This window comes from Petralouisia muris, from assembly GCF_004793545.1.
GTDB lineage: Bacteria > Bacillota > Clostridia > Lachnospirales > Lachnospiraceae > Petralouisia > Petralouisia muris.
The window spans coordinates 1-12,972 of sequence record NZ_SRYA01000037.1 but is presented as its reverse complement, the minus strand read 5'-3'; the positions used below and the strand labels follow the sequence as shown (position 1 = coordinate 12,972).

Here is a 12,972-nt window from a genome sequence, read left to right as displayed (position 1 = left end):
CCTGTATGAAGTTTTCAGTTCGCCAACATGCAATCTTGCATCCAGCTTCCATAACAACGTCATACAGGGTATTTGTGATTCTATAAGATAAAGAGCATTAACAGGCTGATTCAGCCTTGTTTCCAATAAATGCAGGAATCTACCCTAAAACCATTTTAACCCGTATCTGAGCCAAATACCGCGTTACAGGCATAGTTATTCACCTATGAAATAAAACAGCGATTTCATGGCAAGATTTCTCGCATGCAGCAGAATATCATAATATGACCGGAAACTGCCAAGGTGCATAATTGTGCCAAGGTAGTTTTTTAATTTCCACAATTGGAATAAAACTACAAACATTAGTTCTAAAAATCCTATTGACAAATACGAACATATATTCTATACTTATCACCAACGGGATACAAAAAGACCCATCCAATCATGCAAACGGTGTTGGCGCACCTCTGAATGGACAGGTCTACATATAACAAAGCGCAGAAACGCTTCCTTTTGTATTTTATATATAAAAGCGATTTAGGTCAAGTGGTAATTTCAGGGCGATTCTGCGTATATCCAATTATTTTGACAATTAAAGAGAATAATTTGCTGATCCTTACTATTTCCATGATGTAAGGGCTTATTAAATGTACCCTGAAAGCAAAATATTAAAAACCATAAACTATATTACTTCTACTTTTAGAATGAAAAACTCTGTAATTTTCTATTTCTAAATGTAGAAGTAAATAGAAGAACGAATAAAAGCAATGAGGACGGCTTAAAAATTCGCTGTCTATTCATTGTAACAAACAAAACTAATTATAAGCGAAAGATTCTTTTCCAAAAGGAGAAGTTTCTATACAGATGGAAGTCCTGATAGGGTATGCTCCTGTCCCATCAACAACTATTAATTGAGGGCTGGCGAAATGCTGGCTCCCAAAAATAAAAATATATGGAGGATAAAAAACTATGACAAATTTAAGTTTAGAAAGATTACGGGAAGCATCAGGCGCATTCATTTCAGAATCAGATTTCCAGGTGATAGAGCTGCAATATTTGGATGCTTTGGAAAACCATAACCTGACAGATTCAGAGGAATTAGCGGAACAATTCATTGAAGAATGGATTGAGGAACAGGAGATATTATGCACATTCGCAGAAACAGAAGACGGTTCCATTATATATTTCTGCCCAGAAGGAGCGGAAGAAGTAAAGAAAACTGCAATGGAGCTTATGGTTGAGAAGGATATGGCTTCCTACCACTGGGAAAATATGTGCCGTAGCTATTGGAGGATATTTGAAGAAATCTACAATACAGGAAATGTTAATCGGGAACTGCTGAAAAATATTCTGTCAGAAAGGACTATATCACATGAGCAGATTTACGAACTGCAAAAAGCTGTAAAAAACAGGATACATGAACTTTTAGGGTAGAAAGTGATGATTACAAGGCGGTATATCCAAATATGCCGCCTGTAACGAGAAAAGGAGCATATAAAACAATGAGACGGAGAACAACAACAAAACAATTGCTTGAAGCAATTACAAACAATTTATTGCAAATTACTAAGGCAGAGACACATTATAAATCGTCAGATAAAATAGACGTTCTTACTGAGGACAGTTTCAAAGAATCTTTAGAATTTTTAGCTGAGACGATATTTGCCGATATGGTTGACTGGCATTTTCAGGAAAACGTCAATGCAGATAAAGAGTATATACTTGATTCAGGACGCATGAATCCATATTCAGATAATGTTGTAACTGTTTATTTGCGTGTTTGTGATGGCGAAAATGTAGAAGATGTAGAGAGAATATTAAAAATTGAGGAGGAATGAGGCTATGCCAAAAAATGATTTTCATGATAAAAACATATTTGAACTGATGGAAGTACCCATAGAAGGACTAAAGGAACTTTCGATAGAGGATTTTGCAGAAAATATTAATGGTAAAAAGGTAAATATTCATCCATTTACAGGCAACGAACGTTTAGATGCAAATGGGAATATCTATATTTCCGCTACAAATGTAAATGTCCTTGTACAAAATGATTCTGACGGATATAGGATCAGCATATGGGGAGAATCAACCGCAAATTCACAGTTATATGTCAATTTATCGGAGAGTTTTATATTTGGGATATATTCATATGAAAATGGCAAAAGTTACAGAATTGCTTTTGAAGGGAATAGTCCTGATTTGCTGATTACCGCCATTGGTGGGAGAGTGAATGAGAAAAAAGATGAATAATTTTTGAATACTACTATAGGAAGGTTGGAGGAATGAAGCTATGAAAAAGAGTGGCATTAGAGATTATATGATAGTGGAGACAGGGTTTGATGATAAAAAATATCTTGTTATAAAAGGAAAATTAATTGATGACAATTTAGAAGGCTTTTCACTTGAAACTGATTTTAATGAAAATTTGGTTAATGATAAAAATAAACCATATAGCATCTCAAAAATATATGAGCCAGTAAAATTAGATCTTCCTTTTGAACTGGATATTGAGAAAATTGTTAAGAACCAAAATCCTAAAGTCATATGGGAAAGAAAACCGACACCGTTAAGTAAAGCAGTTTTAAGTAGGATGAAGAAATCAGAAGTACAGAAATATGTTATGAATTTGGTATATCCATGTGTAATCGTAAAGTGATTTGAATGGGAAATGGCTATTATAAGCAGAAAACGGGAGGAATGAATCAATGACAATGAAAGAAAAAGCAGAAAGTATTTTAGGTGGATTTTTAGAAAGAAACAAGGAATATGCAGTTGAACTATACATAAACAATGCAGTTGCCAACAGCAATATAGGAAAAATTTTTATTGCATCAGATAGGATATACAGTGCAGATGATAAAAAATTCACATTAAAATGGAACAAGGATGAAAATTACGATGTGAGATGCAATGTGTTTTCAATTCCATATGATGAAATCGTGAAATGTTATGAGGAAGTTGATAAAGAAGTAAAGAAGATAAACTCAAAATAACAGAAACAGTAGTAGTGATTTTGAAAAATGGTATGGAATTTAATTTTTGTTGTAGCGGAATGAGGATATAAATACAGTCATTACAATCTAAATATGCAATAAATAGAAAAGCAATATATAGAGAAAATTTTATTTTTTAGATACTGATATATAGTAGGAGAAAATTGTAATACAACAACCGTAAACAATCAAAAAAATAATTATGGAGTGACTTATGTAGCGTAGCGGAATATGTCACGGAATATGTCTGTCTTTATAAATAGGTTATATAATAGGTTATATCTTTATTCAGTTCAGCAAGTGGGGGTAAAAACCTACTTTGCTGAACGACCCTATTGAATCAGGTAGGGGTTGAAACCTACTTTACTGAACGCTCGTAAACGAAAGAAGGAGGAATTAACATCAAAAAAACAGAGTATTTTACACGGTTCCCGAATGAGTATATACAGGGAAATATTAAAACAAAATTTGGAGTAAGCAGAAAATTTTATATTATGTATATCCTGATTGACAAATATCGTTCCTATGAGGACTATAGTTGGATCACTATTCGCAAAGTGCTAAATTTTTACGGATATAAAACCCATAAGAGAAAACCGAAAGCAGTTGGTGAGATACGAGATATCCTTGAATATATGACAAACAACAAAATGATTGAAATAGCACAGGATTTAGATGCAGCGTCTTATGATACGGCTATTGAAATCAAAATAATTTCAGAAAATTTCGACTCAACTGAAAAATTCGGTAAACTTACATCCTCTCAGTTTGACACAATTATGATGGCGGATAGTTCTTTGAATAGAGAAAGTATTCTAATGGCATTTTTGTATATCAACTCTTACATAGGATGCCGTAGTAGAAATAAGGATGGATCAGAAATATCGAATGCCAAAGATCATCCAGAGGCATTCTGGAGAAGCATAGAAAATATGGCTAAAGAACTTTCAATGTCGAAGGATACAATCAATAAGTGCATTGATTATCTGACCACATCTTCTAATGATATACCGGCTCTTTTGGTGAAAAAAGAAGTAGGCAGCATACAGAAAGACGCAAACAAGCCACCGCAAAATGTTCCTAATATCTACGTGCTGAATAAAGAAGGATATAAGCAAGAGATTAAATGGGCAATGGATAAAATGTTAGAAATATATGGAGTTAAAGAATTTTGTCCTATGAAAAGTGGAAATTATAGGTTTACCAGTTGAAAATGATAAGGGAGCAACGACGATCATGGATAAACAAACGATTATAAAAAATATTTTGACTATTTATAGTAAATTTGGCATTACGCAAGAAGACATAGAACCATTGATAGATGAAAGCGTAAAAGAAGGCCGTTCATATGACAGCATATATTTCTTTCTGCAATTAGCACTAACAGATGTGTGCGGACTGGATTTCTTTTGGTGTACATCACGTCAAATGGGAAGGGCGCTTGGAAGAACAGATGAAGAAATGCTTGAAATTATGAAACAAGTTGATGAACAAGTGGTAAGGGAGGAAGAACTGGACAAACCTTTCAGAGTACCAGTAGAAGTAGGTGAAAAATTTTTTATGGATAAAGGAGAATGATTATGACTGAATTACAGAAGTTAATTGATATAGCAAATAAAGAATATGACGGACATTTTACTCTGATGAAGTTTACAACTGATTGGAGATGTTGTTTTGGTACGATTCATGATAACATGGAATCTTACTATATGGCTCATGGTGAAACAATGGACGAAGCAATTGACAACTGTATTAAAAATAAGGTTGATATTTATAAGATTGACATAAGCATTAAGGTTCATGATATTTTGAGTGCTGATCTTGAAACGAGGATACACCATGGAACAAAATATTTGGATTGCATTAAACCAACAGAATATAACCATTGTTCTAAAAGGTTGTATAGGTTTTTAGCAGGATATCCAGATTATAGGTTCGTACAAATATTTGCAAATGCAAAATCTGTGAAGAATGCAATATTTACAATAGACCCCATGTTTCTGTTTAAAGGTTCAGCTTCAAGTAACGGTGAAAATGAATTAAAGAAGGGTGAATATATAGAGGGTTATAGTCTGGAAACAGTTATAACACCTAAAAAGCAATTTACAAAGAAAAAATTCAAGATAGATTCAGAACATTGTGTTGTGAAAAATATTTCTTTTGAGTTTTGGGAGAATTACATTTTATATGGAGAAGATTATATTAGCAAGGGATATATTAACCAGTAATCATTTTGCCAGTTGAAAAAAGGTGTTGCTAAAATGGCAATACCTATTAATTCAACTGTTCAATAAGAACAATTCAAAGTGCTTATGGGACAAGCGCGTTGGAATGATATTCCTTTGACGTGCAGCAATCAGAGTGATCGTCCCACCGATAACAATTCATATACCCTGCTGCATATCTGGCATTTATGGAACGGGGAAGGTTGCAGGAATATATTTTATATGGATAGAAGGAGAAACATTATATATGGCAAATAAACAAACAGAAATATGTTTCCTATGTGGAAAAACAAAATCAGAAGTAAATCAGTTATTAAAAGGTAAATTCGGATATGTATGTGATTCATGTATTCATGAAGCAAACGAAGTATTGAAAGAACAGGAAGAGGAAGAAATCTCTGAAAATGTGCAGTTGGCTACACCATCACAGATAAAAGCGCATCTGGATCAGTATGTTGTTGGTCAGAATGAAGCAAAAAAGACTTTATCTGTTGCAGTCTATAATCACTACAAAAGGCTTAGGCGGAATAAAAAGTCAGATGTAGAGATTCAAAAATCAAATATATTAATGATTGGTTCTACTGGTAGTGGAAAGACATATTTAGCTCAGAGTTTGGCTAAATTTTTGGGAGTTCCGTTTGCTATTGCGGATGCAACCACGCTCACGGAGGCTGGTTATGTTGGTGACGATGTTGAAAGCATACTTCTTACATTATTACAGAATGCAGATTATGACAACAAGTTAGCTGAAAAAGGGATTATCTATATTGATGAAATAGATAAAATCACAAGAAAAAGTGATAATGTATCAACTACTCGGGATGTAGGCGGTGAAGGAGTTCAACAGGCATTACTGAAGATTATAGAGGGTACTATATCAAGAGTTCCTTTGTCTGGCGGTCGTAAGCATCCACAAGCTGATTGTGTAAATCTTGATACATCAAATATTTTGTTCATTTGTGGCGGTGCTTTTGATGGATTAGAGAAGATAGTACATAAGGGAGCAGATAGTAAACCTATTGGATTTAATGCTGATATTAAAGGTGTTCCTGCCAGGGATACCTTGGATTTATCAGGTGTACAGCAAAAAGATTTGGTCAAATACGGTTTAATGCCTGAATTAATCGGTAGATTACCAGTTGTAACAACATTGCAGCCATTATCTGAAGATGATCTTGTTAAGATACTTACAGAGCCGAAAAACGCACTCACAAAGCAATATAAAGAGTTACTTGCGATGGATGGCATGAAGTTAGAATTTGAAGATGATGCACTGAAAAGGATTGCTGAACTGGCAATTAAGAAGGAAATAGGTGCAAGAGGATTGAGAAGTATCATTGAAAAGGCAATGCAGAATGTTATGTTCTCCATACCAGATAGAACAGATGTGAAAAAAGTAGTTGTGACTTCTGGTGTTATTGAGGGTACAGAAGAGGCGATTATTTATGGTGGTAAGAATAAGAAAATAGCGTGAGGATGGCATTATCCGAAAGTTTCGGATTTTGCTAATTATAGGACATGAGGTAATGGATATGATAACAAGAAAAAAAGTATATGAGGTTCCTGATATTTTAGACGATTATGCAGGATTGTCAGGTTTATTTAGTACACCAGTAGGAATCTGGTGTACAGATAATCTTGATTGTGAAAATATGAGTATAAAAGATGCACAGAGTAACAGCGTGTGTCTTAGTGGGAATATATTTGACGAGAGTATAAAGGATTGTCTTATATTTACATTTTTAGATGCAATAAACTATGGCTTGGAGAAAGACAAATTTGTAAAAATTGAATATGAAGAGTTAATTGCTGAATGTAAGATTATTAATTTAGTGGTTTGCGAATAGGATTGGTGATTCAAATAGATATAGAGACAATAAAAAATGCTTTTTGCATATACATATCTTCTTTAGAATATGACAGTTTCTATTATGGAAAAGATGAAAAACAAAGAAGATTAGGGTGGATTGAAAAAGCGGATAGATTTTCTCAATGCTTGAGTGCCGTTAATAAAGGGAATCGTTTTGATTATTTGAATTGGCTGCATAAGTTGGAGATAATAACCGATCAGGAATGTGCAGATGCAGTGTATTCTATCTGGACTATGCAAGAAAGATTCTATCGTTGTGGTATGAGTAAAGCAAAAATGATTAAATTTATTAAAATGGCTGAGAAATCGCCATTACTTCAATCAGATATTGATGATTTATCAGACGAAAAAACAGTTACTATTTATCGTGGAGTAAAAATAAATAATTATCGTGGGTTATCATGGACTATTGATAAAAGTGTTGCTGATTGGTTTGCAAGACGTTTTGGACATAATGGCGATAAGTGTTATGTATTTATTGGAACAATTAATAAAAAAGATATACTTGCACTATTTAGCAGTAGAAACGAAAAAGAAGTGGTTTGTGATTATCGAAAAATTAAAAATATTCAATGTGAAGAAATTATAATTTATGATAATCCTCAAAGTCAATTTGATAAGCATATAAAAATGTGTATTACAGGAGAATAAAAAGTATGAGCAATAAATTTACAGTAATCAATTCAACAAATGAAGATAAAATCAAAGAAATGGATCGAATCAGTAAAATTGCCCAAATAAATGAGATATGGGAAAGGTATTTCTTTGATATGGTTATGAGATACACAGAAGAGTATGGAACCTTATACAAGCTGCCACAAGACAAACTGGCAAAAGTCGGATTTGTTGGCATTAAATATATTTGTTCATGCCGTGATGTTTCAAGAGAGAATATGAAATTAGGAATAGATGAGCCTAAAACACTGGAGCAAAACCAATATCGTTTTCAACTGATAGACAGTATCTTTGGTGTTTTAGGGTGCCTGACACTGAGGAATTTTGTAAATACATTTCCAATAGAAAAGTATTACAAAGGTGCAAAATGGGAAGAGAAAGACTATTTCTCTACAATGGAAGTTCTGTCTAAAATGGATTGGGATAAGCCAATAGGCAGGAATGAGTTATCAGAATTGCTATGGGATTATATGAATGCAGATTTAAGACATGCTTATATTGAATTTACTACTGCCATGAGTGCGATTTATCGGTCACAGACTGGAAAAGGTATAGCAGAAACATGGCTTGATGATTTGGGGATTCCTACATATAAAATGGATAAGGAAACCGGGATCATGATTAATAAGCAGACAGGCGATATTATGAAGCCGAAAAGAGTAAGTCATTTGCAGATTGTGAAGTGAATTGAGTATTATATGGTCTGTCAGTTAGACAGGTAAAGAGAATTATGAGGATATTCCTTATCTCTGCCATTGGATATAGGAGCGGTTGGTTTAAACCAAGTGGTGAAAAAGGAGAGATATTAGTATGGCATATGTAAATATCAAAGATTTAACAGTTGATAAAGAATTTGAGGAATTATTACCTGTTTTGACACCAGAAGAATCAGAGAAACTTGAAAACAGTATTTTACAGTATGGAATGTTAGATCCTATCAAAATATGGCAGGAACCAAGTTCAGGTGACTGGATAATTATAGATGGACATAACCGTTATAACATATTGAAAAAGCATGACATTGAATGGCACTATTGGCAGGATTATAAAATTATGGGTGAGTTGGAGTCAAGAGAAGATGTTAAACAGTGGATGCTTGAACAACAATTAGGACGTAGGAATTTAACTGAAACAGAAAGATATGAGATAGTACAGAAGTTTAAAAGTGTGTTTCAGAAAAAAGCAAAAGAGAACCAATCTTTAGGTGGTAAAGGTTTACCAAATTTGGTAAAAGTTAATGTTCAAGAGGAAATGGCAAAATCTGTAGGTGTTTCAAAGGGTACATATAGTAAATTGGATAAGGTTATGCAGTCTGACAATGAAGAAGTAAAGCAAAAACTACGAGAAAAGAAAATATCTGTTGACAAGGCATATCAGGAAATAAAGAATCCGAAACCAAAAGAAAAAGAGTCAATCACACCAGAACAGAAAATCATAGAATTTGACAACCGTATGAATGAGATTGATAAAGAAATATCTTCTTTGAGGACTGAAAGAGAATCACTGATGCGTAGGCGCAGTTCCTTATTTGAATCGTTGGATATTCCATGTGAATTAAAATATGAGTTTGTGGAATGTAAATATGAGTATCTGGAAGTTAGGCATTGCATATTTTATATTGAAGTTAGTGGGAAGAAACAAATATTGCTTGAATGTGGTGTTTATAGTGATGAAACACCTAGTAGTACATGGATAAGACATATTCCTGAAAAGTATAAGAATGATTTTATTATGTTATGGAAGAAAGCCCATAAAGAAGATGTTGAATGGAATCACAAGAAAACAGAGGAACGTAGTAAAAAGTTTGAAAAAGAATATAAAGATGCACTTATAAATGATACTAACAAATGTAAAGATTTCTACAAACAATGTTATAAAACATTAGCAAAGAGTGTACATCCAGACGAAGGTGGAGATGTAGAAGCCATGCAATGTTTAAACCAGTTGAAAGTTATGTGGGGGATTTAATATCCCCTATGATAGATTGTTTGTTAATAGAAAATGCGTACAAGGAGGAACCAGGCAATTAACGATACGAAAATCAAGTATATATCAGTAGGAAATAAGGTTTATGAAGTGACAGGCATCCAATGGCTGCACTCATATATAGAGGCCAAAGAGACGGATCTGAATATTGATGATGTTCCAGAAAGTGAAATTTGGAATATTGAAGAATTTAAAAATTACAAAGTGAAGCTTATAAATAATGGTGGACAAGCGGAAGTGATTGATTTTAATGAATGGAAGGATAAAAAAGATGGAAGATAGTTATGATTCCTGGTTGGAATATAGTAGGAAATTCCAATCAAAAGAAGAAATGAATAATCATTTAAGGGACAGGATGAAAAAATTTATAAAAGAGACGAAAACAACGCAAAGAGAAATTGCAAGAAAAACGAAGATTCATGAAAGTGCATTGTCACAATGGAAGCATAATAAAGATATAGGAACTTCTGACAACAATAAGAATCTTTTTTGCCTGGAAGTAGGAAGTTTAAATACATATCTGTCTAATATGGGATATTAAAAACAAAATATGGTCAGATGGATAAATCGGTAAAAAGTGAAAGCAGGATGATTGGTATTATATGTCTCTGCTATTGGTTTATGCCAATGAGAAGTATATAAAGAATATTATTGAGGTGGAATGTGTGCGGAAAGGATTTTATAAGCAGTTATCGTATGAGGATAAGTTTGCCAGGAAATATTCTTGCTGGGCTTATAACCATAAAGGATGGAGAAAGCATAAAAGAAACAATCGGAAAACAGCCAGGCGGAGACTGAAAAGAATGGATATAGAATGTCAATGAAATTACTCTTTCAATAGTTAGATGATTTGGATGCATATTTAGTTCTGATTATAACGTGTGTAAAGGATTTCGGGGCTAATTTCGCGTTTTTGGAGTGTGGATGGGAATTGGTAGGGGAGAGGGAAATAAAGCCGAATTTGGGTGAAATAATATGTTTAGAGACAGGTTATGGAATAGATGATTAATACACAGTTAGGTAGGCGAAATTTACCACCCGCCCAAAGATTAGCTGTTATGGACAAGTTTAAAAAGAAAATACAAGAATAAGCAAAGTCAACACAAGGCACTCGCACAGATTTAACTTCTTCTCCAAATGGAGAAAAAGTTAAAAGCACTCACACAGACAAAGAACTTGCAAAAATGGCTGGTGTTGGAACTGGTACTGTTGCTTATGATACAAAGGAAGAAGTAATGGAGTGGATGCTTGATATTCAGTTGGGAAGACGTAACCTCTCTCCAATCCAGAGAATTGCTGTTGCCGAAAAATATAGACCTATTTATGAAAAACAGGCATTAGCAAATAAACAAGTTGCTATGCAAGAAGCCAGAAAAAGCAACGAAAAGAATAAATCGGAACAGATTTCGGCAAATTTACCAAAAACAGAACCTATAAATACATCTGAAAAACTTGCAAATATTGCTGGTGTATCAGGAAAAACATACTCAATGGGCAAGAAAATCCTTGATTCCGATAATGAAACATTAAAACAAGAAGTATTATCTGGTGAGAAAAGTATAAATGCTGGCTATAAAGAACTTACACAAAATAAAAAAGAGAAATACTTCTTATGAATTGGCATATACAGTGGCCTGTAGAGCCGTTATTTCGGCTATATTCGGGTTTTTGTGTGCAGGTTAGAGTTGTTGGGATGATGGATTTTGAGGGGAATTTGGCAGGATAATTGAGTGTGGTTATAAAAGATGGTTCCTGGATTGATGCTAGGATATTACATAAGGAATTGGGAGTTGGCAAAAAATTTACAGATTGGATTAAAGGGAAAATCAAGAAATATGAATTTATCAATGGTGAAGATTATAAATTAACGTTCACCAAAACGGGGGAACGTAAAAATGTAAAAGTAAACTGCTATTCTCTCACTCTTGATATGGCCAAGGAATTGTCTATGGTGGAGAATGAATTTTTGGACATTGATAATTGAATAATTTTGGTTGGTGTGGTATGATTTGTTCATATTATTTGGGGAGGGATATTATATGGACAAGCGTTACCAGGTATTTGTAAGCTCTACATTTACAGATTTGAAAGAAGAAAGAAAAGCGATTATTGAAGGCTTATTGAATGCTAAGTATATACCAGCAGGGATGGAAATGTTTGCTGCATCTAATGATGAGCAGTTTAAATATATCAAGAAAATTATTGATACTTGTGATTATTATATACTTATTGTAGGTGCGAGATATGGTTCAATTAATCCAAGTGCAGGTAAGAGCTTTACAGAACAGGAATATGATTATGCGGTTGAAAAGGGTATTCCTGTTTTAGCATTTCTCCATGATGATCCTTATAATTTGCCAGTTGAAAAAAGAGATGATGAAAACCGTGAGTTGTTAGAAAAATTCAGGAATAAGGTATCAGATGGGAGGCTTTGTAAAATGTGGCATACATCGTCTGAACTAACATCATCAGTTATAATTAGTTTAGTTGAAGAAGTTGCTGATAATCCACAAATGGGGTGGACAAGGGGAAATATTGAAGATAGTGTTGATTTGCTATCACAGATCAATGAACTGCATAAAGAGAAGGAAAAGATTGAAAAGGAATATAGAGAGTTAAAGGGAAAGTATGATGAATTAACAAAACAAAGAGAGGATATTGCTTGTGGAAGTGAAAAGTATATTATTCAAGGAAAGAAATTTATTAGTAAGTCAGGAGAATTTAAATTAACAAGATATACCGAAAAAAGACAGATTACTTTGACTTGGGATGAAATTTTTTCATCTATTGCACCATATCTTACTGCACCAATAGATTTTAATGGATTTGAATCAAAACTTGCAAAAGCGATTAATTCAGTTTATAATGCAGATGTTTCTTACATAAATGATGATTGTGCTCAAACAATAAAAATTCAATTATTCGCACTTGGTTTGATTAAATGTTACCAGAAAAAATTGATTAATGGAGGACTGGTAGAAGCGATAGAAATCACCGAAAAGGGAAGTAGATATTTGGTAGAATTAAAAACAGTAAAAAGGTGAGAAATTTTACCAGCCCCCAAAATTAAAAACGGTGGCTGGTAAAATTTTATCTTGACAAGGGAACATACATTCGGTATACTTATAAAAGCAACATAGAACAAACGTTTGTGATTTATAATATTAGCACAAAAACCTCTCATATAAATAGTGTACTCTCGGAAACTCGAATCCCTTGTTTTATAAGGCTTCAGAAATTTCCG

The 12,972-nt window shown here is 33.6% G+C and carries 18 protein-coding genes; all 18 read left to right on the top strand.

The genetic code is table 11. From position 1 onward, the window contains the following. The first annotated feature begins 948 nt into the window (after positions 1 to 948). Positions 949 to 1,413: a hypothetical protein gene (locus E5329_RS16985; protein WP_135990634.1), complete on the top strand. Its 465-nt coding sequence runs from the start codon at positions 949 to 951 to the stop codon at positions 1,411 to 1,413. Between the two features lie 68 nt (positions 1,414 to 1,481). Then, entirely contained in the window at positions 1,482 to 1,817 is a 336-nt protein-coding gene (locus E5329_RS16980; protein ID WP_135990633.1) for a hypothetical protein, read from the top strand. Positions 1,818 to 1,821: 4 nt separating this feature from the next. Continuing rightward, entirely contained in the window at positions 1,822 to 2,229 is a 408-nt protein-coding gene (locus E5329_RS16975) for a hypothetical protein (protein ID WP_135990632.1), read from the top strand. A 40-nt stretch (positions 2,230 to 2,269) separates the two neighbouring features. Further along, the gene (locus E5329_RS16970; RefSeq protein WP_135990631.1) at positions 2,270 to 2,635 is read left to right on the top strand and encodes a hypothetical protein; all 366 of its coding nucleotides are present in this window, start codon (positions 2,270 to 2,272) and stop codon (positions 2,633 to 2,635) included. 49 nt (positions 2,636 to 2,684) lie between these two features. Continuing rightward, positions 2,685 to 2,972, top strand: a complete 288-nt coding sequence (locus tag E5329_RS16965) for a hypothetical protein (RefSeq protein WP_135990630.1) — start codon at positions 2,685 to 2,687, stop codon at positions 2,970 to 2,972. Positions 2,973 to 3,466: 494 nt separating this feature from the next. Continuing rightward, the gene (locus tag E5329_RS16960) at positions 3,467 to 4,183 is read left to right on the top strand and encodes a hypothetical protein (protein ID WP_275443381.1); all 717 of its coding nucleotides are present in this window, start codon (positions 3,467 to 3,469) and stop codon (positions 4,181 to 4,183) included. A 25-nt stretch (positions 4,184 to 4,208) separates the two neighbouring features. Further along, on the top strand, positions 4,209 to 4,550 hold the full coding sequence (locus E5329_RS16955; RefSeq protein ID WP_135990629.1) for a hypothetical protein: 342 nt from the start codon (positions 4,209 to 4,211) through the stop codon (positions 4,548 to 4,550). 2 nt (positions 4,551 to 4,552) lie between these two features. Beyond that, positions 4,553 to 5,200, top strand: coding sequence for a hypothetical protein (locus E5329_RS16950; RefSeq protein ID WP_135990628.1), 648 nt, complete (start codon positions 4,553 to 4,555; stop codon positions 5,198 to 5,200). 244 nt (positions 5,201 to 5,444) lie between these two features. Further along, positions 5,445 to 6,671, top strand: coding sequence for an ATP-dependent Clp protease ATP-binding subunit ClpX (gene clpX, locus E5329_RS16945; protein ID WP_135990627.1), 1,227 nt, complete (start codon positions 5,445 to 5,447; stop codon positions 6,669 to 6,671). 58 nt (positions 6,672 to 6,729) lie between these two features. Beyond that, entirely contained in the window at positions 6,730 to 7,044 is a 315-nt protein-coding gene (locus tag E5329_RS16940; RefSeq protein ID WP_135990626.1) for a hypothetical protein, read from the top strand. Positions 7,045 to 7,049: 5 nt separating this feature from the next. Next, the gene (locus E5329_RS16935) at positions 7,050 to 7,718 is read left to right on the top strand and encodes a hypothetical protein (RefSeq protein ID WP_135990625.1); all 669 of its coding nucleotides are present in this window, start codon (positions 7,050 to 7,052) and stop codon (positions 7,716 to 7,718) included. A 5-nt stretch (positions 7,719 to 7,723) separates the two neighbouring features. Next, a complete protein-coding gene (locus E5329_RS16930) occupies positions 7,724 to 8,428 on the top strand; it encodes a hypothetical protein (RefSeq protein WP_135990624.1) in 705 nt (234 codons plus the stop codon). A 124-nt stretch (positions 8,429 to 8,552) separates the two neighbouring features. After that, positions 8,553 to 9,710, top strand: coding sequence for a ParB/RepB/Spo0J family partition protein (locus E5329_RS16925; RefSeq protein WP_135990623.1), 1,158 nt, complete (start codon positions 8,553 to 8,555; stop codon positions 9,708 to 9,710). A 108-nt stretch (positions 9,711 to 9,818) separates the two neighbouring features. Beyond that, positions 9,819 to 10,010 (top strand): hypothetical protein, encoded by a 192-nt coding sequence (locus tag E5329_RS16920; protein ID WP_135990622.1) that lies wholly within the window; start codon positions 9,819 to 9,821, stop codon positions 10,008 to 10,010. Next, the gene (locus E5329_RS16915; RefSeq protein WP_135990621.1) at positions 10,000 to 10,269 is read left to right on the top strand and encodes a helix-turn-helix domain-containing protein; all 270 of its coding nucleotides are present in this window, start codon (positions 10,000 to 10,002) and stop codon (positions 10,267 to 10,269) included. The genes E5329_RS16920 and E5329_RS16915 overlap by 11 nt, the downstream gene beginning before the upstream one ends. A 643-nt stretch (positions 10,270 to 10,912) precedes the next feature. Continuing rightward, a complete protein-coding gene (locus tag E5329_RS16900; protein WP_275443380.1) occupies positions 10,913 to 11,344 on the top strand; it encodes a hypothetical protein in 432 nt (143 codons plus the stop codon). A 116-nt stretch (positions 11,345 to 11,460) separates the two neighbouring features. Then, positions 11,461 to 11,712, top strand: coding sequence for an antA/AntB antirepressor family protein (locus E5329_RS16895; protein WP_275443396.1), 252 nt, complete (start codon positions 11,461 to 11,463; stop codon positions 11,710 to 11,712). A 55-nt stretch (positions 11,713 to 11,767) separates the two neighbouring features. Next, positions 11,768 to 12,772 carry a DUF4062 domain-containing protein gene (locus E5329_RS16890; RefSeq protein ID WP_135990618.1) on the top strand — a complete coding sequence of 335 codons (1,005 nt, stop codon included), beginning with the start codon at positions 11,768 to 11,770 and terminating at the stop codon, positions 12,770 to 12,772. Positions 12,773 to 12,972: the final 200 nt, after the last annotated feature.